The organism is Epilithonimonas hungarica (genome assembly GCF_900102265.1).
Taxonomy (GTDB): Bacteria; Bacteroidota; Bacteroidia; order Flavobacteriales; family Weeksellaceae; genus Epilithonimonas; species Epilithonimonas hungarica.
Window position 1 is genome coordinate 1,071,490 of record NZ_FNBH01000001.1, and the last position, 25,128, is coordinate 1,096,617.

The 25,128-nt window shown below is 37.4% G+C and carries 25 protein-coding genes; 18 read left to right on the top strand and 7 right to left on the bottom strand.

All coding sequences use genetic code 11. The features are described 5' to 3' along the window. Positions 1-7: 7 nt before the first annotated feature. The 4 genes from BLT30_RS04925 to BLT30_RS04940 form a co-directional block, all read right to left on the bottom strand. The gene (locus BLT30_RS04925; RefSeq protein WP_089871948.1) at positions 8-235 is read right to left on the bottom strand and encodes a DUF6814 family protein; all 228 of its coding nucleotides are present in this window, start codon (positions 233-235) and stop codon (positions 8-10) included. Between the two features lie 37 nt (positions 236-272). Beyond that, a complete protein-coding gene (locus BLT30_RS04930; protein WP_089871950.1) occupies positions 273-1,853 on the bottom strand; it encodes an MFS transporter in 1,581 nt (526 codons plus the stop codon). A 27-nt stretch (positions 1,854-1,880) separates the two neighbouring features. Further along, positions 1,881-3,260, bottom strand: coding sequence for a porin (locus tag BLT30_RS04935; RefSeq protein ID WP_089871952.1), 1,380 nt, complete (start codon positions 3,258-3,260; stop codon positions 1,881-1,883). A 135-nt stretch (positions 3,261-3,395) separates the two neighbouring features. Continuing rightward, positions 3,396-3,812 (bottom strand): IS1/IS1595 family N-terminal zinc-binding domain-containing protein, encoded by a 417-nt coding sequence (locus tag BLT30_RS04940; RefSeq protein ID WP_089871954.1) that lies wholly within the window; start codon positions 3,810-3,812, stop codon positions 3,396-3,398. Between the two features lie 160 nt (positions 3,813-3,972). On the opposite strand from BLT30_RS04940, the gene BLT30_RS04945 reads away from it, so the two are divergent. The 8 genes from BLT30_RS04945 to argH all read left to right on the top strand — a co-directional run bounded on the left by BLT30_RS04945 (position 3,973) and on the right by argH (position 12,727). Further along, positions 3,973-4,551: a GNAT family N-acetyltransferase gene (locus BLT30_RS04945; protein ID WP_221405576.1), complete on the top strand. Its 579-nt coding sequence runs from the start codon at positions 3,973-3,975 to the stop codon at positions 4,549-4,551. Next, positions 4,544-5,737, top strand: a complete 1,194-nt coding sequence (locus tag BLT30_RS04950) for an argininosuccinate synthase (protein ID WP_089871956.1) — start codon at positions 4,544-4,546, stop codon at positions 5,735-5,737. The genes BLT30_RS04945 and BLT30_RS04950 overlap by 8 nt, the downstream gene beginning before the upstream one ends. A 130-nt stretch (positions 5,738-5,867) precedes the next feature. Then, the gene (gene argC / locus BLT30_RS04955; RefSeq protein ID WP_089871958.1) at positions 5,868-6,833 is read left to right on the top strand and encodes an N-acetyl-gamma-glutamyl-phosphate reductase; all 966 of its coding nucleotides are present in this window, start codon (positions 5,868-5,870) and stop codon (positions 6,831-6,833) included. A 35-nt stretch (positions 6,834-6,868) separates the two neighbouring features. Then, complete coding sequence (locus BLT30_RS04960) at positions 6,869-8,020, top strand: aspartate aminotransferase family protein (protein WP_089871960.1); 1,152 nt, start codon at positions 6,869-6,871, stop codon at positions 8,018-8,020. A 215-nt stretch (positions 8,021-8,235) separates the two neighbouring features. Further along, positions 8,236-9,198, top strand: coding sequence for a Rossmann-fold NAD(P)-binding domain-containing protein (locus BLT30_RS04965; protein ID WP_089871962.1), 963 nt, complete (start codon positions 8,236-8,238; stop codon positions 9,196-9,198). Between the two features lie 92 nt (positions 9,199-9,290). Continuing rightward, positions 9,291-10,082 carry an acetylglutamate kinase gene (gene argB, locus BLT30_RS04970; protein ID WP_089871964.1) on the top strand — a complete coding sequence of 264 codons (792 nt, stop codon included), beginning with the start codon at positions 9,291-9,293 and terminating at the stop codon, positions 10,080-10,082. Then, positions 10,057-11,139, top strand: a complete 1,083-nt coding sequence (locus tag BLT30_RS04975; RefSeq protein WP_089871966.1) for a M20 family metallo-hydrolase — start codon at positions 10,057-10,059, stop codon at positions 11,137-11,139. Before argB ends, BLT30_RS04975 begins: the two co-directional genes overlap by 26 nt. 283 nt (positions 11,140-11,422) lie before the next feature. Beyond that, on the top strand, positions 11,423-12,727 hold the full coding sequence (gene argH, locus BLT30_RS04980) for an argininosuccinate lyase (protein WP_089871968.1): 1,305 nt from the start codon (positions 11,423-11,425) through the stop codon (positions 12,725-12,727). A gap of 30 nt (positions 12,728-12,757) precedes the next feature. Here the strand turns inward: argH and BLT30_RS04985 are convergent, their stop codons facing one another. Further along, positions 12,758-13,219, bottom strand: coding sequence for an Lrp/AsnC family transcriptional regulator (locus tag BLT30_RS04985; protein ID WP_074235420.1), 462 nt, complete (start codon positions 13,217-13,219; stop codon positions 12,758-12,760). 253 nt (positions 13,220-13,472) lie between these two features. Here BLT30_RS04985 and BLT30_RS04990 point away from each other — a divergent pair, with 253 nt between their 5' ends. From BLT30_RS04990 to carB, 4 genes are all read left to right on the top strand, one after another. Then, positions 13,473-14,375, top strand: a complete 903-nt coding sequence (locus BLT30_RS04990; RefSeq protein WP_089871970.1) for an aspartate carbamoyltransferase catalytic subunit — start codon at positions 13,473-13,475, stop codon at positions 14,373-14,375. A gap of 142 nt (positions 14,376-14,517) precedes the next feature. Beyond that, positions 14,518-15,591, top strand: a complete 1,074-nt coding sequence (locus BLT30_RS04995) for a carbamoyl phosphate synthase small subunit (RefSeq protein WP_089871972.1) — start codon at positions 14,518-14,520, stop codon at positions 15,589-15,591. 121 nt (positions 15,592-15,712) lie between these two features. Then, positions 15,713-16,501 carry a class I SAM-dependent methyltransferase gene (locus BLT30_RS05000; RefSeq protein ID WP_221405571.1) on the top strand — a complete coding sequence of 263 codons (789 nt, stop codon included), beginning with the start codon at positions 15,713-15,715 and terminating at the stop codon, positions 16,499-16,501. Between the two features lie 117 nt (positions 16,502-16,618). Next, positions 16,619-19,798 carry a carbamoyl-phosphate synthase large subunit gene (carB, locus tag BLT30_RS05005; protein WP_089871976.1) on the top strand — a complete coding sequence of 1,060 codons (3,180 nt, stop codon included), beginning with the start codon at positions 16,619-16,621 and terminating at the stop codon, positions 19,796-19,798. 335 nt (positions 19,799-20,133) lie between these two features. On the opposite strand, the gene BLT30_RS05010 is transcribed toward carB, so the two are convergent. Next, a complete protein-coding gene (locus tag BLT30_RS05010; RefSeq protein ID WP_027384408.1) occupies positions 20,134-20,376 on the bottom strand; it encodes a hypothetical protein in 243 nt (80 codons plus the stop codon). 77 nt (positions 20,377-20,453) lie between these two features. On the opposite strand from BLT30_RS05010, the gene BLT30_RS05015 reads away from it, so the two are divergent. The 5 genes from BLT30_RS05015 to BLT30_RS05040 all read left to right on the top strand — a co-directional run bounded on the left by BLT30_RS05015 (position 20,454) and on the right by BLT30_RS05040 (position 23,643). Further along, positions 20,454-20,759 (top strand): hypothetical protein, encoded by a 306-nt coding sequence (locus BLT30_RS05015; protein WP_089871978.1) that lies wholly within the window; start codon positions 20,454-20,456, stop codon positions 20,757-20,759. Between the two features lie 158 nt (positions 20,760-20,917). Beyond that, complete coding sequence (locus BLT30_RS05020; protein WP_089871980.1) at positions 20,918-21,694, top strand: SDR family oxidoreductase; 777 nt, start codon at positions 20,918-20,920, stop codon at positions 21,692-21,694. A gap of 5 nt (positions 21,695-21,699) precedes the next feature. Beyond that, positions 21,700-22,146, top strand: coding sequence for a DUF2147 domain-containing protein (locus BLT30_RS05025; RefSeq protein ID WP_089871982.1), 447 nt, complete (start codon positions 21,700-21,702; stop codon positions 22,144-22,146). A 220-nt stretch (positions 22,147-22,366) separates the two neighbouring features. Then, positions 22,367-22,720: a DoxX family protein gene (locus BLT30_RS05035; protein ID WP_089871986.1), complete on the top strand. Its 354-nt coding sequence runs from the start codon at positions 22,367-22,369 to the stop codon at positions 22,718-22,720. Between the two features lie 5 nt (positions 22,721-22,725). Further along, positions 22,726-23,643: a helix-turn-helix domain-containing protein gene (locus BLT30_RS05040; RefSeq protein ID WP_089871988.1), complete on the top strand. Its 918-nt coding sequence runs from the start codon at positions 22,726-22,728 to the stop codon at positions 23,641-23,643. On the opposite strand, the gene BLT30_RS05045 is transcribed toward BLT30_RS05040, so the two are convergent. After that, positions 23,636-24,487 carry a hypothetical protein gene (locus tag BLT30_RS05045; protein ID WP_089871990.1) on the bottom strand — a complete coding sequence of 284 codons (852 nt, stop codon included), beginning with the start codon at positions 24,485-24,487 and terminating at the stop codon, positions 23,636-23,638. The two genes, BLT30_RS05040 and BLT30_RS05045, sit on opposite strands and share 8 nt — an antisense overlap. 86 nt (positions 24,488-24,573) lie before the next feature. Here BLT30_RS05045 and BLT30_RS05050 point away from each other — a divergent pair, with 86 nt between their 5' ends. After that, positions 24,574-25,092, top strand: a complete 519-nt coding sequence (locus tag BLT30_RS05050) for a Crp/Fnr family transcriptional regulator (protein ID WP_089871991.1) — start codon at positions 24,574-24,576, stop codon at positions 25,090-25,092. The last annotated feature ends 36 nt before the right edge of the window (positions 25,093-25,128 follow it).

Genomic DNA, 25,128 nt, shown 5'->3' on the forward strand with positions numbered 1-25,128 from the left:
TTTAGTGTTATAATTTTTCTTCGGAATAATCTCCGCTCAATGCATAATACCCGAATACGCCCAATCCTCCGGAAACAATTGGCAATAGGATAAACACAATGATGATCCCGAATACCAGATCTTCCTGTTTTCCTGACGTTAGTTTAGGAATTCCCATTACTGTCAGTCCGAAGTAGAGAACTACCAATGCCAGCAAAATCCAAACTATACCTAATATTTTTTTAAGTCCGTCCATTTTTTCTTTGTTTTTAAAATTAATAAATTATCTAGTATTAATCGTGGATATTTTGATTTTTGTTTTTGATGTAAACCAAACCGATCACGAGACACACCGCGGCCACACCGATCGGATACCAGAGTCCCTCCAGATACCAGCCTGCGTGTCCGGCATCTTTTCCTGTTGTTACAAGATAGGTCGCGACCGCCGGCAATAGTCCGCCGAATACACCATTTCCAATATGGTAAGGTAAAGACATCGATGTGTAACGGATTCTGACAGGGAACATTTCTACCAGGAATGCGGCGATCGGGCCATAAACCATCGTCACAAAAATGACCTGAATGAACACAAGGAATACGAGATACCATTTGGTGTCATCACTGATTTTGATTGATTTTGAAACTTTCGGTTCTTCCGCTTTTCCGTCTTTCATTACAGGTCCGGCCGCGGACCAATGGACAATGCTGTCTTTTTTCAGTAATGTCCCATCAGTATAAGCAATTTCTTTATGGAATGTGATTAAGCTGTCTGTTGCTACCTTGTCGTGAACTTTTACGGTTCTGGATTCTGTGATTCCGCCCGCTGCAACTTCTTTTTTAGCAATATCAACTGAATTGAACATTGCTCTGTATATTGGTCTGTAAGCTAATATGGCAACCAGCATTCCGGTCATCATCACGGCTTTTCTCCCCACTTTATCTGATAACCATCCGAAAAATACAAAGAATGGTGTTCCAAGGAATAATGCTAAAGCCATTAATGAATCAACTTGAGTGGTGTCGATGTTCATCACTTTCTGCATAAAGCTCATTGCGTAGAATTGTCCCGTGTACCAGATCACACCTTGTCCCATAGCTGCTCCGAAAAGGGCCAATAACACAAACTTGAAATTGAATCTGTTTCCAAAACTTTCCTTCAAAGGGTTGGTCGATGTTTTTCCTTCGCTTTTGGCTTTTGCAAAAAGAGGCGATTCCTTCATATTCTTTCTGATAAAATATGAAACAACAACCATTAGAATCGAAATCCAGAACGGAACTCTCCAGCCCCAAGTATCAAATTCCTCGGCAGATAGTGAAGTCTTTGTAATTAGAATTACAATTAATGAAATAAATAAACCTGCCGTCGCCGTCGTCTGAATCCAGGAAGTCCAGTAACCACGTCTGTGAGGTTGTGCGTACTCTGCAACGTAAGTAGCTGCACCGCCGTATTCTCCACCGAGCGCTAGACCTTGTAAAAGTCTAAGGATTAAAACTAAAACCGGCGCCATAAAGCCAATCGTCTCATAACTCGGGATACATCCGATGAGGAATGTCGAGAATCCCATGATCAGAAGTGTCACAAGAAACGTGTATTTTCTTCCAATCAAATCGCCCAATCTTCCGAAAAATAACGCACCAAAAGGCCTTACAACAAAACCCGCTGCAAATGTTGCTAAGGTTGATAAAAAGGCGGCTGTCGGATTGTCAGCTGGAAAGAATTTCGTCGCTAAAACAACGGCCAAACTTCCGAAGATATAGAAATCATACCATTCGATAAGGGTTCCGAGGGACGAAGCCATGATCACGCTCCAGATGGTGCGGTTTTTCTGCTTGTCGCTCAGGTTTTCGTACTGTTCGTGATGTGAATCGCTCATTTTATATTAAGATTTGATGTTAAACGGTTATAGATAGATTTGGAATTGAAGGATGAATTCTCCCTTGGATTTCGGTTCAGAAGAGGCACTTGTGTAAGTTGGTCTGGTTGAATATTGCGTCGTCAATTTGGCATGATGACCATCAATAAACCAGTTGGCGCCAACATCAAACTGTGAAGAAGAATTCTCCAAAGCTTTGAAGTTCTTATTCGTGTAAGCTGCAAAAGGCTGAATTCTGATTTTCGGCTTGTCGGCATTACTTGGTAATAATAATCCGGCTTGTAAATAATAGATATTTCCGCTTCCTATCATCGGCTGAAGATTTCCTGGGCCGGCAATTGCTTTATCGCCTATGAAATTAGGGTCGTTGGAACCAACATTCATTATGCCGAGATTTCTCAGATAATTAGGTCCGAAGTTGTAATTGTAGAATCCTGCGTAAGCGGAAAGTGCCATTTTATTTTTAGCATTTCCTAAAGGTAAATCTGCAAAAGCATCAATCGCATAAAGTGCAATATCGTGTTTCTCGATTTGAGAGTTAACAGAAGTTCTTGTTCCATCTTTTTGATGGTAAAAACCTGCTCCCAGATTAAAAACTCTTTTAGTTCCAAGATAAGAACCAACTTTGAAAGGCAAAAGATTAGATTCCGAATCAAGGAATTGATATTCTACATATCCGGCTTTGGAGAATTCCGGGTTTCCGTTATTATCAACTGCGACTCTTGCTGCTGGATTTGTTACATCAACTGGCGCAAGATTGGTTGCGAATGGTTTGTTTAAACTGAATCGATATTCAAATTTTCCATATTTCCCTTTGGCAAACATTCCCATTTGTCTGGCAAACTGGTCAGAATTGTCAATCAAAGGCCAGGTGAAAATCGGCGAGTCAACTGTCAGGAAATTAAGTGTAGAAGCCATTGTCATCCTGGAAAGTCCCATATAATAGTGAAGTCCGGCTCCAATCGACAAACTGAATTTCCCCGCTTCTCCCGGCAAAACTACAGCGTATTCATTCCACGCATCGTGAAAAAACATCTGAGGCTTTTTACCGTTTCCGTAACCGCCAGTTCCTGTGGAGCCCGAACCGCCACCATTGATAAAAGTCTGATTATTAATTCCAAAATGCATCAAAACCATATATCTTTTGGTAATTTGTGCATAGGCAAGAGCTCTCAGTCGTCGGTTTCCGATGTTCCAGGAATTTTTTGTGGCTTCGTCAGAAACCATTGTTCCGGGATTCATTTCCGTATTTCTCAACCATATCTGGTTCCAAAGAATAAATCTTACATACTTATCGCCTTCCGGATTGAGATTTAATTTTAAACCATTTCCATAATCAGGCGATCCTTGCGAATATAGGCTGGCGCTAAAAAGTGCTAAACCTATAAAAGTTAGAATTTTCTTCATAAATTAATAAGAATTTGGTGTTTATTTTGTGATTGCCAAATTGTTATTAATATTTTGTTTACAAAAATTTAATATATATTAATGCTAATTATATAGTTTATCTTGAATCTTTATACTTTTGTCTTGTTTCTTTATCTATTTTTTAAAACGTTCCCACTTAATTAACATATACTTATCGGCAAATTGAGTAATAATCAATCCGGAATTTTCAAGATTATTTTCCTGAGAAATATATTCTATCAGTTCATTTTGTTTCAGGACTTTATAAACCGGATGAAACTCCGAATGTGGGGGTCGGCTAATGTTATATTTCTTAATCCAGGAACTGATACTGACGTGAGAAACGCCGATAATTCTTTCGATTTCCCGATAGCTTAACCCTTCAAGATAAAGTTGTAAAGCTTTGGTTACGTAGTAATCATCAATTTGTTTTCCTAATTTTTTGACCGTGAAATTATAGTTGCAATTTTTACAATAGAATCTCTGCTTTCCTTTGATAATTCCGCTTTTAGAGACTTTGTCATTGTTGCATTTAGGACATTGATTTTCCATAACTATATCTTTTTAGCAAATATATAATAATTTAGCAATATTTAATATTGGCTTAAAGATAATATTGTTGTTAAAAATTATTTAACAGATAAAATTATCTTTTAAATTTGGTTAATAAAGATAATTGTATTTAAGTTTGCAACTTAATTAGATAATGTCAATGAAATTAGAAGTTTCCTCAGAGAAACATTTGGTCTATGTAGAAGAAATCCGAAATGAAATGGAGGATTCTGCGAAAAAGAGAGGAACAGGCATCGCAAAACGTTCCTCCGAATATCTGGGCAAAAAAATCTCGGAAGGTAATTCCATCATCGCAATCGACGAAAATGGAACCTGGGCAGGCTTCTGCTACATAGAAACCTGGACAAACGGAGAATATGTCGCCAATTCCGGATTGATAGTTTCGCCTCAATTCAGAAACGCCGGATTAGCAACTTTGATTAAGGAAAGAATCTTCGAACTTTCCCGATTAAAATATCCAAATGCAAAGATTTTCGGCCTCACAACCGGATTGGCAGTGATGAAGATCAACAGCAGTTTAGGTTATAAACCGGTTATTTATTCAGAATTGACTCAGGATGAGCAATTTTGGAACGGCTGTAAAAACTGCGTGAACTACGAAATTCTGATGATGAAGGAGCGCAAAAACTGTCTTTGTACAGCAATGCTTTTCGTTCCTGAAAAAGTAAAGATGAATAAAGAAAAAGATTTTGAATCTATAAATAACGATAATGAGTAAGAAAGTAGTTTTGGCATTTAGCGGAGGTTTGGACACGTCGTATTGCGCCAAATATCTGAGCGAGACTTTGGGTTACGAAGTTCACGCAGTCACAGTTAACACAGGTGGTTTCGATAAAAATGATGAGGTTTTGCTTAAGGAAAAAGCAGAGAAATTAGGCGTGGCCTCTTATAGATTTATCGACGCTTCAGAAAAATACTATAATGATTGTGTCAAGTATTTGATTTTCGGTAACGTTCTGAAAAACAATACTTATCCATTGTCTGTCAGCGCAGAAAGAACGATTCAGGCACAGACAATTGCAGAAGCTGCTTTGAAAATCGGAGCTGACGCGATTGCGCACGGAAGTACGGGCGCTGGAAATGACCAGGTTCGTTTCGATTTGATTTTCAACGTCATGTGTCCCAAAATCGAGATCATAACCCCAATTCGTGATTTGAGTTTATCGCGTGAAGACGAAATTCAATTCCTGAAAGACCACAACTACGAAATGGATTTTGACAAAGCCAAATATTCCATCAACAAAGGACTTTGGGGAACTTCCGTCGGCGGAAAAGAAACTTTGACTTCCCGATTTTCCCTTCCGGAAGACGCTTTTCCTTCGCAAGTTGAAAAAACCGAACCTTCAAATCTGGAAATCGAATTCAAAAATGGAGAATTGATTTCTGTCAATGGCGAAACTTTTTCCCATCCGGTTTTAGCGATTCAAAAGATTGAGGAATTGGCGTCACCTTACGGAATTGGTCGTGATATCCACGTTGGCGACACGATTGTCGGGATAAAAGGCCGTGTCGGTTTCGAAGCTGCGGCTGCTGCGATTATCATAAAATCGCATCATCTTTTGGAGAAACATACACTTTCCAAATATCAGCAGACCATCAAATCACAATTGTCAGATTGGTACGGAAACTGGCTTCACGAGGCTCTTTTCCTTGACCCTGTGATGAGAAACATCGAATCGTTTCTACAGGATTCTCAGAAAACCGTCAACGGAAAAGTATTTATAACGCTTCATCCATATCGATTTATTTTAAATGGAATCGAGTCTGGAAATGATTTAATGTCTTCAAAATTTGGAAGTTACGGCGAAGAAAATATCGCTTGGAGTGGCGATGATGTCAAAGGTTTTACCAAAATCCTCAGCAACTCGCTCAATATTTATCATCAGGTCAACAAATTGAATTAGAATCTACGAACTCGAAGAGTTCAATATCAGTAGCCGTAGGTGCAACCTATGGAAACGAATAACAAAAATTAACCGAACCCGACAGGGTTCAATAATAAAAACGTCGGTAAAAAAAACTGTCGTGCTAAAAATGAAAAAATCAGTCGGAATTATCGGAGCCAATGGATACACAGGAAGCGAACTCGTTCGTTTGCTCATATTCCATCCGAATGTAGAATTAAAGTTTTTGTTCAGTCGTTCCAATTCCGGAGTGAAAATTTCAGAATTATATCCAGATTTGGACTCGATTTGTGATTTGGTTTTGACTAACGAAATTTCAGAAACTGACATTCTTTTCCTTTGTCTGCCTCACAAAGAAAGTCAGAACTGGCTGAATGAAAATTCGGTTTCAAGCGAAACTTTAATTATAGATTTAGGGAATGATTTCCGTCTCGAAAGCAATTTTGAAAATCGAAATTTCGTTTATGGTTTGCCCGAGATTTATTTTAATGAAATCCAGAATTCAAAAAGTATTGCGAATCCAGGATGTTTTGCAACTGCGATTCAATTGGCGTTATTGCCTTTAGCAAAGGAAAATTTGTTGAAAGAGGTTTATACAACAGGAATCACAGGTTCAACCGGAGCAGGACAATCTTTGCAACCGACAACGCATTTTACTTGGCGAAATGACAATATTTCAGCTTACAAAACTTTGAATCACCAACACGTTGACGAGATTTTGAAACAAGTTAATTTGCTTAATAACGAAGAAGTTGAACTTAGTTTTGTGCCTTGGCGTGGCGATTTTGCCAAAGGGATTTTTACAAGTTCAACTATCGGATGCGGTTTAGAATTAGAGAAAATTTACACATTATATAAGGATTTTTATAAAGATTCGCCTTTCGTTAAAATTTCAGAGAAACCAATTGATATGAAGCAAGTGGTGAATACCAATTTCTGCGTCATCCAAATCGAAAAACAAGGAAGCAAAATAGCAGTTCATTCCGCAATTGATAATCTTCTGAAAGGCGCATCCGGACAAGCAATTCAAAATATGAATATTGTCAATGGCTGGGAACAGAACCTCGGATTAAACTTAAAACCAATTGCATTTTAAATCAATCAACTATCAACTGATAACAATCAACTAAAATGAATTTATTCAACGTATATCCACTTTTCAACATCAATCCTGTAAAAGCTGAAGGTTCTTTCCTTTGGGATGAAAACGGCCAAAAATACCTCGATTTTTATGGTGGTCACGCTGTGATTTCCATCGGTCACAACCATCCGCATTATGTTGAGAAATTGAAAAACCAACTCGAGAAAATCAGTTTTTATTCCAATTCCGTTCAGAATAATTTGCAGACAGAATTGGCTGAAAAATTAGGAAAATTATCAGGTTACGAAGACTATTCATTGTTTTTATGCAATTCCGGAGCGGAAGCGAACGAAAATGCTTTGAAACTGGCTTCATTTCAAAACGGAAAAAAGAAAGTGATTTATTTTTCCGAAGCTTTCCACGGCCGAACTTCCGCCGCTGTTGCTGTAACAGATAATCCGAAAATCGTAGCGCCAGTCAACGAATCTGAGAATTTCATCAAATGTGAATTCAATAATTCGGAAGAACTGGAAAAGGTTTTTGCCGAAAATCAGAATGAAATCTCTGCAGTAATCGTAGAAGGAATTCAAGGTGTTGGCGGCATTAATTTGTTGGAAAAAGATTTCATTTTAACTATTGAAAAATTGTGCAAGGAAAATAATGCAGTTTTGATTTTGGACGAAGTGCAGTCCGGTTACGGGCGTTCCGGAAAATTCTTTGCCCATCAGGAATTCGATATTAAACCAGATTTAATTACGGTTGCGAAAGGAATGGGAAATGGTTTCCCGATTGGCGGTGTTTTGATTAGTCCAAAATTCGAAGCGAGTTATGGATTATTGGGAACTACATTTGGCGGAAATCATCTCGCTTGCGTGGCTGGAATTGCGGTTTTAGAAGTTATCGGAAATGAAAATTTGATTGATAATTCTAAAAAAATAGGCGCTTACATTGAAGAAAAAATTAAAGATTTCCCTCACATCAAAAACATCAAAAGGCGTGGTCTGATGATTGGAATCGAGCTCGACCAAGTTTGTGCAGAGGTCAGGAAAGAATTGCTTTTTGAACATTTTATTTTCACTGGAAATGCCAATGACAAGAATGTTCTGCGGATTTTACCGGCGCTTAATATTTCGGAGAAAGAATCCGATTTGTTCGTCAATGCTTTAGAAAAAACTTTGACTGCCATTGATGAGAAAAAATAAGTTACAGCAGAGAATTAAAAACATAATATTTGTCATTCCGAAGGAATCTAAAAAGCCGAGATTGACTTTGTCGAACCACTTCGTTAGGTTTCCTACGGAATGACAAAATGAATGTTTAAAATTGCTTAGCTGAGCGTAAGCGCCTTTGCGAACCTTACAAACAGTTATTAGTTAAAAAAAACTTTGCGCGCTTTGCGTTCAAAAAATTATTCAAAATGAAAAATTTCACTTCGGTTTACGATATAGATAATTTGCAGGAAATCATTGCAAAAACTTTAAAAATAAAAGAAAATCCATTAGAAAATCCAACCAAAGGAAATGGAAAAACGATTGGTTTGGTTTTCCTTAATTCCAGTCTCAGAACAAGATTAAGTTCCCAAATAGCTGCTCAAAACTTAGGATTAAATGTCCTAACGCTCAACGCCGCTCAGGAAGCCTGGAATCTCGAATTCGCTGATGGAACAGTGATGAACGGCGACACAGTTGAACACATCAAAGACGCCATCGAAGTTCTGAATCAATATTGTGACATCATTGCCGTAAGATGTTTCGCAGGAATGAAAAGCAAAGAAGACGACGTGAACGAAAGTATCTTGAGTCAGTTCTTGAAACACGCCAAAGTTCCAGTGATTTCTTTGGAATCAGCGACTCGTCATCCTTTACAAAGTCTGGCGGATTGCATCACAATCACAGAAAATTGGAAAGAAAATCGCAAACCAAAAGTCGTTTTGACTTGGGCGCCACACATCAAACCGATTGCTCAGGCTGTTGGAAATTCTTTCACAGAATGGATGCAACAAATGGACGTCGATTTCGTAATTGCAAATCCGGAAGGTTACGATTTAGATAAAAACTTTACAAAGGACACAAAAGTGCTTCATAATCAGGATGAAGCGTTGAAAGATGCTGATTTTATTTATGTGAAAAATTGGTCGTCTTTTGAAGAATATGCCGTCATGCCAAAAGTTGACGAAAACTGGATGCTGACCAACGAAAAATTAGAATTAACAAATAATGCGAAAGTGATGCATTGTCTTCCGGTTCGTAGAAATTTGGAATTGAGTGATGAAGTGATGGACGGCGAAAATTCAATCATCTATCAACAGGCAAAAAACAGAATCTTTTCAGCTCAGGCAGTTTTCTCTGAAATTTTGGATGAAATTAACAGTAAGAATTGAGAATTGAAATATCAATAGGAGCGGACTTTAGCCCGTTTAGGAGGATGGAAATTAAAGAGGCTTTAGCCGAAATATAAAGGCAAAAACAATTAATGCAAAAACTACACATCATAAAAATCGGAGGCGCTCTAATCGATGACAAGAAATCATTGAAAGCTTTTCTTGAGCAATTTTCACAGATTGAAGGTGCCAAAATTCTGATTCACGGCGGTGGAAAAATTGCAGAAACTTTAGCAGAAAAACTGAAAATCACGCAGACGATGATTGATGGACGAAGGATTACCAACAAGAAAACGTTGAAGCTCGTAACAATGGTTTACGCAGGCAGAATCAATAAAAATATTGTGGCAAAACTTCAGAGTTTTAATTGCAATGCAATGGGATTTTCAGGAGCGGACGGAAATCTAATCCAAGCGGAAAAACGTCAGCACCCAACCATTGATTTTGGATTTGTTGGCGATATTAATGAGAAAAGTATCAATCAGGAATTGATTATCAATATGATAAATCTGGGTTTGGTTCCGGTGTTTTCTGCAATCACTCACGATAAAAAAGGGAATCTGTTAAACACTAACGCAGACACGATTGCCGGAACTATTGCTCAGGCTTTATCAAAAAATTTCGAGATAGAATTGCTGTTTTGCTTCGATAAAAATGGGGTTTTAGAAAACGTGGAAGACGAAAATTCTAACTTGAAAACCATTAATAAAAATGAATTTTCTGAATTAAAATCACAAGGAAAACTTCACAAAGGAATTTTACCGAAACTCGAAAATGCTTTCATAGCCAAAGAAAACGGCGTTCAGAAAGTGTCTTTGATTAACCAGAAAAAACTGTCAGACCAAATAAAACAAGGAAATGAAGGAACTGAAATCTGTCTTTAGCAGAGAAGAATTAACGGAAAACGCAGTCAAATTACTGAAAAAACTCATCGCAACACCATCTATGAGCCGCGACGAATACAACGCTTCGCTCATCATCGAAGGCTTTTTCAACGAGCATCAATTGACGGTCAACCGATTCAAAAATAACATTTGGGCAACCAACAAACATTTTGATGCTGGCAAACCGTCAATTCTCCTCAACACGCACCACGACACAGTAAAACCGAACAAAGCTTACACTTTGGACCCGTTCATTCCGGTGGAAAAAGATGGCAAATTATTCGGTTTGGGAAGTAACGATGCGGGCGCGTCTTTGGTGGCGATGGCGCAGACGTTTCTCTATTTTTATGAAGCCGAAGATTTGTCGCACAACCTCGTAATTGCATTGACGGCCGAGGAAGAAATCTCCGGTTTAGATGGCATCGAAGCTTTGTTTCCACAACTTCCGAACGTCGAATTGGCAATCGTCGGCGAACCTACAAAAATGAATCTGGCGATTGCAGAAAAAGGTTTGCTCGTCATCGATGGCGAAATGCTGGGAACGCCTTCTCACGCCGCGCATCCGAACGATGACAATGCCATTGTGAAATGTATGAAGGATTTGCAAAACATCCTCGATTTCAAATTTCCAAAAGTTTCAGATTATCTGGGCGAAGTGAAAGTCACATTGTCAGTCATCAACGCAGGAACTCAGCATAATGTGGTTCCGGAAAAATGTAATTTCACTTTGGACGTGCGTGTCACAGACGAATACACGAATCGCGAAGTTTTCGAAATCATCCAGTCACGGATGAAATCAAAACTGACACCAAGATCTTTCCGTCTCAACTCCTCAAAAATCGACGTTAATCATCCGTTTGTTCAGGCTGGATTGGCGTTGGGCAGGACAACTTACGGTTCGCCGACATCCTCGGACCAGGCGATTATTCCGTGCACATCGGTCAAGTTGGGACCCGGCGACAGCTTACGTTCCCACACCGCAGACGAGTTTATTTACATCGACGAAATCCGAGAAGGCATCGATGTTTACATCAAAATATTAGAGAGAATATTGTAATAAATTTTAAGGATTTCGGCAGCTATTTCCGCCTTCCACTCCCGCTTTTTTTTCATTGCGATTGACGTGAGTCAATAAATAGAACTTGACAATATTCGCAATGAAAAAAAGAGCTCCGTTCAAGTCGGGCTGCAGCTTCGCAAAGTTGAAGATTTGTCTTCAATTCAAAAGAACTTTAAGATTATTTAATCTTGACTGAGCGTCAGCGCCTTTGCGAATCTTAAAATATTTTCAATAAAAAATAAAAAAATCTTTGCGCTCTTTGCGTTTAAAAATTATTAAAATGAAAAAAATCTGGCAAAAAGACAATACGACAACCAATGATTTGGTTACAAAATTCACCGTCGGGAAAGACCTGGATTTTGACAACAGATTAGCAAAATACGACGTGTTGGGTTCCATAGCCCACGCAAAAATGCTCGCAGAAGTTGGTTTGATTCGACTGGATGAAGAGCAGGCGATTGTTGCAGTTTTGGAAGAAGTTCTTATCGACATCGAAAAAGAAGCTTTCGAAATCGATAAATCGGCAGAAGACATTCATTCACAAATCGAAAATATCCTTATCGAAAAATTGGGTGAAACTGGTAAGAAAATCCATACCGCAAGGTCAAGAAACGACCAGGTTTTGACGGATATCAAATTATACTTAATTGACGAAATCAGAGAAATCACAGAACTGACGGATTCATTTTTTCAAATCCTGAAAGACAAAGCCAATCTTCACAAAGATGTTTTGTTGCCTGGCTACACGCATTTGCAGGTTGCGATGCCGTCGTCTTTCGGATTGTGGTTTGGTGCGTATGCAGAATCTTTAGTTGACGATTTGGAATTGCTTTTTGCAACGAAAAATATCATTAATAAAAATCCACTAGGCTCGGCCGCTGGCTACGGTTCGTCTTTCCCGATTGACAGAGAAAGTACGACTTACAAACTTGGTTTTAGAACTTTGAATCATAATGTGGTTTATGCGCAGATGACACGAGGGAAATCGGAAAAATTATTAGCAAACTCTTTGTCGGTTTTAGCGGGAACCTTAAGCAAATTTTCTTACGATGTTTGTCTTTATTTGAGTCAGAATTTCGATTTTATCAGCTTTCCGAAAGAATTCACGACGGGAAGTAGCATTATGCCACACAAGAAAAATCCGGATATTTTCGAATTGGTAAGAGCGAGATGCAACAGAATTCAGGCTTTGCCAAACGAATTGATTTTGGTGACGAATAATTTGCCGTCAGGTTACCACAGAGATTTGCAATTGACCAAAGAAATCCTTTTTCCAGCAATCGATTCATTGAAAGAATGTCTCGAAATTCTGATTTACACGCTTCCGAACATTGAAGTGAAAGACAATATTCTGGATGATGAAAAGTACAAATACATCTTCAGCGTAGAAAAAATCAACGAAGAAGTGAAGAATGGAAAATCATTCCGAGATGCTTACATCCAAATCGGTCAGGAAATAGAAAATGGTTTGTTTGAGTATGATTATAAAGAACTCAATCACTCTCATCAAGGCAGTTTAGGAAATCTTTGCCTCGACGAAATCGAATATCAGTTCAATAAAGTCAGAGATAAATTGTTGGGTTAAAATCACTTCCTTTAGGGTCGATAAATGATTTTAATCTAATTTAAACTTAGTCGTTTTTTTGACTTCAGCAAGAACTATAGAACTGTGATATTGACCAATGTGAGGACTGTTGGAAATCACATTCACAGTGAATTCGTTGTAAGAATTGATGTCGTTGGCAAGGATTTTTAATTGATAATCATATTCGCCGGAAAGACTTGTAATTTCCTGAATTTCATCATATTTAGAGATATAATCTTCAAATTCTTTCAAAGTTTTCTGAGATTGTTCTTTCAGGCGGATGTTGCAGTAAACAACAATGTTGATTCCGAGTTTTTCACGGTTTAAAATTGCTACGTATTTCTCCACAACACCTTGTTTTTCAAGGTTTTTGATGCGCTCGTAAGTGGGTGTGAAAGTCAGTCCGATTTTTTCGGAGATTTCTTTTACAGATAATGTAGAATCCTCTTGTAGAAGCGAAAGAATTAATTTGTCTTTTTTATCCAAACTCATAATGGGTAATCATTCTTTCAAAAGTAAAGAAAAAAATTGAAGACAACAATTCGAGAATAGAAGTTCATTGATTTAACATAAAATATTGTGAAGAAGATTTCATAATATCAAAAATATTGGTATCTTTGCACCCAATGAATCTGGTACAGAATTTAACGACAAAAACAATTGGCAAGTTTGCCGACAACAACAATATTTTTTATATTTAACGAAGTCTTTTAGGCTTCGTTTTTTTTATTTAAAAATTTGAATTATGATTAAGCTTTCACGCATTTCTACTGATAGTATTGAGAAAATTTTACAAGAAGCACAACAGTTTGTCGATGGTAAAATAAGTAAGATCAAAGGCGACGTTTTCGCAGCGAACCTGTTTTTTGAGAATAGTACAAGAACAAAAACAAGTTTTGAGGTTGCTGAAAAGAAACTCGGACTTAAGGTTATCGATTTCGAAGCCGATAAAAGTTCGATTGCAAAAGGAGAAACACTTTTGGACACTATCAAAACACTGGAAGCAATTGGAGTGGAAGTAGCGGTTATCAGACATTCTGAAAAGCGTTATTACGATGCATTGAAAGATGCTAAACTAAGTATTATAAATGCGGGCGACGGCGTAGGGAGCCATCCTTCACAAGCGATTCTGGATGCGCTGACAATCATTCAGGAATTTGGAAAGATCGAAGGTCTTAAAATCGGAATTGTTGGCGATGTAAAGCACAGCCGTGTTGCGAATTCTGACGCAGGATTATTCAGAAGATTGGGTGCGAAAGTATATTTCTCCGGACCAGAATTCTGGTTTGATGAAGGAATGCTGGTCAACGGAACTTATATGCAGTTCGATGATCTTGTGAAAGAAGTTGATGTTTTGATTCTGTTGAGAATCCAACACGAGCGCCACGAGAGAAATTTCAGTTTCAAACCGGAGGATTATCTGAAAAAATTTGGTTTGACAAAAGAGCGTGAAGCGAAAATGAAACCAACATCAATTATTATGCATCCGGCGCCAATCAACAGAGGCGTGGAAATTGATTCAGAATTAGTTGAATGCGAAAGGTCGAGAATTTTCAAACAAATGCAGAACGGCGTTTTTGCGAGAATGGCAATCCTTAAATATGATTTGGAAAACAAAGGATTCGAATTCATCGACTCCAAAAATTAAAATATTTATTCACGCTTTCGGGCGTGTTTTTTTTGAGTAAAAAGTCCGATGTCAGAAGTCTGATGACCGATGACTGAGGATGAAATAAATAATAATAAAATATTCGGACTTCGGACTTCCGCCTTCCGACTTAAAAGTAAAAATGAAAAAGAAGTTAATATTAGAATCCGGCGAAGTTTTTTACGGAACGGGATTCGGAGCAGAGCAGGACACTGCGGGAGAAGTGGTTTTTAACACAGGAATGACGGGTTATCAGGAACTGATTTCCGACCCAAGTTATTGTGGACAAATCGTTTGTATGACATATCCTTTGATTGGGAATTACGGCATCAATCGTGACGATTACGAAAGCATCGAGCCTGCAATCAAAGGTTTGATTGTGAAAGAATTGTGTGATTTACCTTCCAATTTCAGAACTCAAATCACTTTGGACGAATTGTTCCAAAAGAAAAATCTGTCAGGAATTTCTGGAATTGACACTAGAAGATTGACAAGAATCCTTAGAAACAAAGGTGTTGAAAAAGGAAAAATTGTGAACGCAGATGCAGATGAACAAGCGGTTATCGAAGAATTGAAATCAACAACTTTTCCAACTAACCAAGTAGAGCAGGTTTCTACAAAAACGTCTTATGCAAGTCCGGGAAGAGGTTTCAAAGTGGTGTTAGTGGATTTCGGTTCCAAATTGGGAATCATCCGAGAATTATCTCAAAGAAACTGTGACATCATCGTAGTTTCTCACGATACGACAGCAGAAGAGATTTTACTAATGGACCCGGACGGAATAATGCTTTCCAACGGTCCCGGTGACCCGGAAGATAATGCGGATGCGTTAGTAATGATTCAGAAATTGCTGGGAAAAGTTCCGATTTTCGGGATTTGCTTGGGACATCAACTGATTGGTCTGGCCTGTGGCGCAAAAACTTACAAACTGAAATTCGGTCACAGAGGTGGAAATCATCCGGTTTTGGATTTAGAAAAAAATAAAGTAGCGATTACTTCTCAGAATCACGGTTATGCGATTGACCAGGAATCTTTGAAAAATACAGATTTAGTAGAAACTCACATCGCTTTGAATGACAGAACAAACGAAGGTGTGAAACACAAAATCCATCCTTGTTTCTCAGTTCAATACCATCCGGAAGCAAGTCCGGGCCCTGAAGATGCGAATTATCTTTTTGATGAGTTTATCACTTTGATGGAAGATTTCAAAAAGTAGAAGATTAAAGAATCCGAAGGATTCAATTATAGTAGCCGTAGGTGAAACCTATGGAGATATAAACGAAGTCAAAGGAACCCGAAGGGTTCAATGTTAATAAAAAGATTTATCGAAATCCATAATGGAAAAATACAATACAATAGGAAATAATTACAATGAGACCAGAAAAGCAGATGGCTATTTGGTTTCAAGAATGTTTGATTTATTGTCTTGTAAAAGTAATTATGAAGTTTTAGATATTGGTTGCGGAACAGGAAATTACACAATTGAATTATTTAATAAAGGATTAAAAATATCAGGTCTTGAACCTTCTGAGTTGATGCTAAATGTAGCAAAAGAGAAAAATCAAAAAATAAATTGGTTTTTGGGAAGTGCAGAATTATTACCTTTTGAAAGTGAATCTTTTGATGCTGTAATCACTACCTTATCTATTCATCATTGGCAAAACCTTGAAAAAGGATTTTCAGAAATTTTTAGAGTTTTGAAAAGAGCAGGAATATTTCTGATTTTTACTTCAACTTCTGAACAAATGAAAAATTATTGGTTAAACCATTATTTTCCTGAAATGATGAAAAAATCAATAGAACAGATGCCAAGTTTTGTAGAGCTCAAAGGGAATTTAGAAAATATCGGATTTAAAGTTGAAGCTGTAGAAAAATATGATATAAAGGATAATTTGGAAGATAAATTTTTATACATAGGAAAAAACAATCCTAAAATCTATTTTGATTCTATCATTAGAAATGGAATCTCATCATTTGCTTCATTAACTAATAAAGACGAGGTTGAAATAGGATTGAAAAATTTAGAGAATGATTTAATTAAAGGAGAATTTGATAGTGTAAAAAGCAACTTTCCAGATAACAAAGGTGATTATGTTTTTATAAAAGCAAAGAAAAATGAGCCGTAATATTTGTCATTCCGTAGGAATCTAAATTACCGAGATTCTTTCAGAATGACAAAAGCAACGCAAAAATAAAAAATCTTCCGACTTCCATCATCGGACATCGGACAAAAAAAAGTAAAAATGAAAAGAACAGATATACAAACCATTTTAGTAATCGGCTCGGGTCCAATCATTATTGGTCAGGCTGCGGAATTTGATTATTCGGGAACACAGGCCTGCCTTTCTTTGAAAGAAGAAGGTTACAAAGTGATTCTCATCAATTCCAATCCTGCGACGATAATGACGGATGTGGAGATTGCCGACAAAGTTTATATTGAACCGATTTCTCTAGAATTCGTTTCCAGAATCATTCGCAAAGAACGACCGGATGCTTTGCTGCCGACTTTAGGTGGACAAACCGGGCTTAATATGGCGGTTGAATTACAGAAATCCGGAATTCTGGAAGAATGTAAGGTGGAAGTTTTAGGAACGAAACTTTCTGCAATCAATCAAGCCGAAGACAGAGACCTTTTCCGTGAACTAATGCGAGAATTGAACGAACCTGTGCCAGAATCGGACATTGTGAACACCGTTCAAGGCGCTTTGGATTTTGCTGAAAAAATCGGTTATCCTGTGATTGTCCGTCCCGCTTTTACAATGGGCGGAACCGGCGGTGGAATTGCTTCCAACGAAACTGAACTTAAGGAAATTGCAGAACTGGGACTTAAATATTCGCCGGTAACACAATGTTTGATTGAAAGGTCAATCGCAGGTTTCAAGGAAATCGAATATGAAGTGATGCGTGATTCCAATGATAATGCCATCGTGGTTTGTAATATGGAAAACATCGACCCAGTTGGTGTTCACACAGGAGATTCGATCGTGGTTGCGCCTTCGCAGACACTTTCTGACAGAGAATATCAATTGTTGAGAAACGCTTCCCTAAAAATCATCAGAGCTTTAGGAATCGAAGGCGGTTGTAATGTTCAACTGGCATTAGACCCGCATTCATTCAATTATTATATCATCGAAGTAAATCCGAGAGTTTCGCGTTCATCGGCTTTGGCGAGTAAGGCAACAGGCTATCCTATTGCGAAGATTGCTGCGAAGATCGCGGTTGGTTTGACACTCGACGAAATAAAAAATCCAGTAACAGGAACTTCGTACGCTTGCTTCGAGCCAGCTTTGGATTATGTGGTAACCAAGTTTCCGAGATTCCCTTTCGATAAATTTGAAACGGCGGATAGAAGATTGTCAACACAGATGAAAGCAACGGGCGAAGTAATGGCCATCGGAAGAAACTTCGAAGAATCGTTACAAAAGGCCATTCGTTCTTTGGAAACGGGATTGAGACATCTTGGACTTAAGAAAAAACAGGCGGATGCTTTAACAGCCGAAGAAATCGAAAGAAGGATCCGGGTTTGTGATGACGAAAGATTATTCATTATTGGTGATGCTTTACGAAGAGGTTACGATTGGGAGCAGATTGTAGAATGGAGCAAGATCGATAAATTCTTCATCTGGAAAATCAAAAAATTGATTGACTTCGAAACGACGATCAAAGAAAATAAATTCAATAAAGAAATTCTTCTTGAAGCTAAGAAATTAGGCTTCGCAGACTTGAATATCGCACATCTTTGGGAAACGACTCAGAAAGAGGTGTTCCAATTCAGAAAAGACAACGGAATAATGCCGGTTTACAAAATGGTAGATACTTGCGCTGCCGAATTCGAATCGGAAACGCCTTATTTCTACGGGACTTATGAAGAAGAAAACGAAAGCATAGTTTCTGACAAAGAGAAAATCATCGTGCTTGGTTCAGGGCCAATCAGAATCGGCCAGGGTGTTGAGTTTGACTATGCGACGGTACATTCAGTTTGGGCAATTCAGCAGATGGGTTACGAAGCGATTATCATCAACTCCAATCCTGAAACGGTTTCTACAGACTTCTCGATTTCAGACAAATTATACTTTGAACCTTTGGCAGAAGAAGATGTAATGAACATCATTGAACTCGAAAAACCAAAAGGTGTTGTGGTTCAGTTCGGAGGACAAACAGCAATTAATTTGGCTGATAAATTAGCTGCTCACGGCGTTCAGATTTTGGGAACTTCCCTTGAAGATTTGGATAGGGCTGAAAACAGAGATAAATTTGAGAAAGCTTTACAAGACTTAGGAATTCCGCAACCACTAGGGAAAACTTCGACTTCAAAGGAAGAAGCGATTGTGATCGCCAACGAGATCGGTTATCCGGTTTTGGTTCGTCCGAGTTATGTTTTGGGAGGCCGCGCGATGGAGATCGTTTATAACGAGAAGGAATTGTCCCATTATATGGAAAATGCGGTGGATGCAAGTCCGGAACATCCTGTTCTGATTGACCGTTATCTGACAGGAAAAGAAGTGGAAGTGGACGCAATTTGCGACGGAGAAACGGTTGTGATTCCGGGAATTATGGAACACATCGAAAGAGCCGGTGTTCACTCCGGAGATTCGATTGCGGTTTATCCGCCGCAGACTTTGACGGAAACTCAAATCAAAACCTTAGAAGATTACACAATAAGATTAGCAAAAGGATTGAATGTCATTGGATTAATGAATATCCAGTACGTGATCTCCAACGGAGAAGTTTTCGTGATCGAAGTGAATCCACGTTCGTCCAGAACCGTTCCCTTCTTATCGAAAATCACTGATGTTCCAATGGCGAACTTAGCAACAAAAGCAATTCTTGGAACAAAACTGAAAGACCTTGGTTACCAATCAGGTTTGGTTCCGAATAAAGAAGGAATTTTTGTAAAAGTTCCGGTTTTCTCTTTCAGTAAATTAACGAAAGTTGATATTTCTCTCGGCCCGGAAATGAAATCGACAGGAGAAGTAATGGGTAAAGATTCAACTTTCGAAAAGGCTTTGTACAAAGGATTGATTGGAGCAGGGAGAAAAGTTCCGACTCACGGTTCTATTTTATTCACCGTTGCAGATCAGGACAAAGAGGAAGCTGCTGAAATTGCAAGAAGATTTCATACTATCGGCTTCAGGATCTGGGCGACAGAAGGAACAGCGAAATACTTCGAGGAAAAAGGGATCCAGACGAAAATCGGTTATAAGATTGGAGAAGAAGATGTGAATTTGATAGATCTTATTCAGAAAGGAAAGGTACAATATGTTGTGAATACGACCACGAAAGGAAAACAATCCGAAAGGGACGGTTTCCAGATCCGAAGAATGTCCGTAGAAAACGGCGTTCCTTGTCTGACATCAATGGATACGGTGGAAGCGATTCTGAAAGTGATCGAAAGTATGAGTTTCAAGATGGAAACGATGTAGTTTCCGGACTTTATAAAAATGAAAAACCGAAAGATGAGTCTTTCGGTTTTTTTATGGATATTTTTCAGGGTTTTGTGAAGTGTGGAAAACTCTTGCAATTACAATTGTACTTTCTTTTTTGTCAACAGAGAAAAATACTAAGAACGGATATTTTCCTAATGGTTTAGCTCGGAATTCTTCAAACCAAATTTTAAAAATAAGGATTGTCAGAAATTATTTTTATTGATTTTCTAAAGTCCTTAATAAAATTATCTGCAACTTTTTTGCTTGCGTTTTCCTGATAATATAAATATGAATTTTCTAAGCCTAATTTTGCTTCGTCTGAAATAATGACTTTAAATACCATATTTTTCACTCATTTCGTTCAGAAAAATATTGATTTCTGTATGTTCAGAATAAGGACGTTCTTTTATTTTTGAAAGACTTTTTTTTTGTTCTTCAGAAAGTTCGAAATTATGTTCTTTATTATCATCAATTTCAGATAAATAAGCCGAAATCCTTTCCAGGACTTCTTTTGGAACATTTTTTAATTTGTCTGTAATTTCTTGATAAAGCGTTTGTTTAGAAATATCCATCATTTATAATTTTATCAAAGTTAATGAAATGATTATAATATGATAATTTAAAATTGTACTTTTAAATCAAATAAAAATCTATGAAAAAAGTATCACACATTTTATCTTTAGGGATTTTATCAACATTACTATTCTCCTGTGCCACTGTTCACGACAGATTGAATACAGGAACTATTGTGAGAGACTGCACAGGAACGTACCTAAGAGTTGCGGAGAATGAAGATTATTTGGTTTGTAATGCCGAAATTCTGGAAGCTAAAAAAGACGGAGAAAAAGTATCGTTAATTTATGATAATGTGGACAAATGTCCGGAGAGAGATGGTAAAATCATGTGTATGATGTACCACGAAAGTAAAGGAATGATACGGGTTAAAAGTATCAAATAAACTTTCAGGCTAAATAAAAAAAGACCTCATCAATCAGATGAGGTTTTTTTTGTTGAAAAACAGATCAATTACAGACTTTCAGCTACAACAACCCGACTTCCGGCTACACCGTTTTTCTTTCGCTTGTGGAACTTTGCAGTATCAATAAAGAAAAACAAATGGAATTAAAAAACAGCACTGTTCTCATCACAGGCGGAACCAGCGGAATCGGATTGGAACTCGTAAGACAATTGACCGAACACGGAGCTAAGATCATTGTTACCGGAAGAACCCTCGAGGCATTATATAATGCAAAAGCAAAATTCCCAAATATTCATATCTTTCAGAGTGATGTAAGTAATCCCAAAGATATAGAACAGCTTTACAAGGATGTTACAGAACAGTTTCCTGATTTGAACATTATTATCAATAATGCCGGACAAATGAGACTGATCGATCTGCAGGATAGAAGTCTGGATTTGGAAAATATCAACCGGGAGGTCACAACCAATCTTTCCGGGACGATCCAAATGATACATCAGTTTTTACCACATTTACTTAAAAAGAAATCAGCAGGGATCGTAAATGTATCTTCGGGAATTGCTTTTATGCCATATTCTGCAGCTCCTATTTACAGCGCTACAAAAGCAGGCGTGCGTGCTTATACACAGGCTTTGAGATTACAATTGGAAAATACCAATGTAAAAGTTTTTGAGATGATCCCTCCGGGTGTGAATACCAATCTTCAAAACGAATGGGCAATAAAACCAAATCCGAGAATGATGATGGACGTTGATAAAATGGTTAATGTAGCCATTAAAGGAATGTTGCAAGACAAAAAAGAACTGAAGCCTGTGCCGATAAGTATCTTAAAGCTTGCAAGCAGACTTTTCCCCAGTATGATGATGAATTTCGGACATCGTGAATTCAAAAAAATCAAAAATCTTCAAAATTAATTGATATGAAAAAGTTACTTCTTTTATCGATGATGATTCTGATATCATCTTTATCATTTGCTCAAAAACTTTCGGCAGATAAGATTATGGGAAACTGGGAAAGCATTGACGGCGATGTGAAATTGAAATTTGAGATCTTCCAGCAAAACGGAAAATATTTCGGAAAACTTCTTTGGGCATCCAATATGTTTGAAGCCGATGGAAAAACCCCGAAAAAAGATTTTAAAAATCCCGATGTAAAATTAAGAAACCGTTCCCGTCAAAATATTATTAACATCACCAATCTAACATTTGATGATGGTGAATATTCCGGCGGAAAACTGTACAATCCCACTGATGGAAATTCTTATAGCCTGAAAGCGAAACTTACCGACATCAATAATCTGCAGTTCAGAGGATATATGGGAGTTTCCCTTCTCGGGAAAACGATGAAATTCAGAAGAATCCGGTAATATTTAAAAAAATTAAAAATGGGCAATAACGAAAAACTGGCAACACATTGGACTATATTATCTCAAATGTTTCCTCCATTGGGTATTATTTTATATTTCAGACACAGAAATTCTTTTCCCAAGAAAGCAAAGCAAGCCTTGAGGTCAGCGTTGGTAGGAATTCCTGTCGGATTCGCAATCAATTATTTATTTTTTAAATTTATCCTAAAATAAAAATACAATGATTAAAAGTATAATTTCTTTGATATTACTGATAATTTCTGTCTTTCTGAATCTGAAACACGGCTGGGAAAGTTTCAATTATAAAAGCGATCCACAATCTCTCAAGATGATGAACGAGTTGGGAATCAGCGAAACGTATATTCCCGTTCTCGGTGTTTCAATTATCTTGATTGCCATTTTGTTACTTATTCCTAGAACTTTTTTCTTAGGAAATGTCCTTAATGCAATGTCAATCGTTTTGATTATGACTTTGGCAATGAGAGCTGGAAACGTAAAAATGGTTCTGATGGAAATCCCTTTTCTGATGATTCCATTGATAATGATCTGGCTTAAGTATCCTTTTAAAAACTGACTTTTATGCAAAATGCAAAACCAATCCGTTTCAAGACCATTACAGAAGCGCATCGTGCATTTGGATTGCCAAGCCCGGAACATCCGTTGATCAGTATCCTAAACTACTCTGATCTGCAAGTGCCGGAGAATGTAGATGAGATCAGTGCATTGTTTGATTTTTATTATATTTCTTTGAAGAGAGGATTTACCAATAAACTTTTTTACGGTCAGCAGACTTATGATTTTGATGATGGGATGATGTATTTTGTCGCACCCAATCAGATTTTACGAGGAGCGGGGCCAGAACCTGATGATGATCTTTCTGGCTGGGTCATGCTGATACATCCCGATTTTTTATGGGGGACTTCTTTAGCAAAAAATATCAAGAAATATGAATTTTTTGATTATGCCGTGAACGAAGCTTTGTTTCTTTCTAATAAGGAAAAAAATATTGTCAACGGAATTGTACAGACCATTCAGAATGAGTATAGGTCTAATATTGACAAATTCAGTCAGGATATTATGATTTCGCATTTGGAGGCATTGCTCAATTATTCGGAAAGATTTTATCAACGGCAGTTTTTGACCAGAAAAAAGAGTACACATAAGGTTCTTGAACAGATGGAAGAGCTTTTAAATGATTACTTTGATGATGACGATTTGGCCAACAGAGGTTTGCCGAGTGTACAATTTGTAGCAGATTCGCTTCATATATCAGTAAAATATTTGGGAAGTCTTCTGAAGCAATTGACAGGTCAGACCACACAACAGCATATTCATGAAAAACTCATAGAAAAAGCTAAAGAAAAACTTTCAACTACAGAATTGTCTATTAGCGAAATCGCTTACGAATTAGGTTTTGAGCATTCGCAAAGTTTCAGTAAGCTTTTTAAGACAAAAACTAATCAAAGCCCAATGGAATTTAGGAAACTGTTTAATTGACCTTGAAATAAGGTTCATTAAAATATTTGCTCGGTGTAATGTAAATACGCTCCGTTTCCGCATCAAAAATCCAATTAAATCGCCTGATCAGATCTGCACCAAAGTAATTGGTTTTCTGATTTTTAATATCTCCTGTGAAGAATCCTGCCGATACATCTTTCATAGTAACATCAGTGACTATTAAGGATGGCAAAATCCCCTGTTTGGTTGTTACACTTTTTCCAGCAGAATTTTTCAGTGTCTTTTCTCCAGTGATCTTCAATTTTGTGTCCAGGTCTTTTCCCTCTGCAAATGTATTGCTATAAAGTAAACCTCCGGAATAACCCGATTGTAGCAGAAAATTGGCTTCGTAATTCTCATTTCCCATTATATTGTCGCAGGATAAGAAGATCTGACCTTCTTTGTTGGATATATAAGAGACTTCCCTGTATCCCGTGATATCAGGTAATTTTTCATATATTACAAATTGATTGTTATCATAATCGATTTGATATGTTTTTCCTTTAAAAATTCCGGTTCCGATTTTCCCATCAGCCTCTCGGCCGGTCAGTTCGTTATCGTAGAATTTTACATTTTTAAATTCCAGTTTCCCAATTTTTACCGTATTATTTTCACTGATCTCATCTTTGAAAACGATACTTTTTGCAGGCCTGGATCTCTCGGGAGAAATCGAAGCATCTTCCATTGCGATTTGAAACATCAGATTTAGGGAATCTTTGTCATTGACCAAAGTTTTTACAATGATATTATTGTATTTCGTAATCCGGAAAGGAATCGTTTCCTGAGCATTAAGTAAATTTGAAAATAGAATAGCGGATATAGCGAAAGTGATTTTTTTGAACATTTTGTTGAGGTTTCCATAGTTGTTATCCTCAAATGTAATAAAATTACCTATACATTTAGACTCAATTTAAATTTTCTTGAACATTTATGATACTAGATTTTTTACAAAAGGAACTTTTTTGGAAAACAAGAAAATTGAAACGGAATGAATTTCTCAAAACATCCGGAACTATCGATACAAACATCTATTTTGTAGAAGAGGGAAGTGTCAGGATTTTTATAGAAGATGAAAGTGAAGAACGGATCATTCGGTTTGGATATAAAGGAAATATCATTGTTTCGTTAGATTCATTTTTATCAGGCAAAACTTCAGAGTTTTACATTCAGGCGATCAAAGTTTCAACGGTAAAAATGGCTTCCAAAAAAGATCTTTATGAATTCATTAATTCAAGTAATGAGAATCTGAAATTATGGAATTCTATTTTGGAGGATTTGGTTTTGCAACAGGTTGAACGTGAAAAGGATTTACTTTATAGTTCTCCGAAAATCCGCTACGAAAGGGTTCTGAAACGAAGCGCACAACTGTTTCAGGAAATCCCGAACAAGTATATTGCGAACTATCTCAGGATGTCACCGGAAACATTATCTAGACTGAAAAAATCTTGACTTCGATCAATCTTTTTAATAATGAAGTTTCAGATC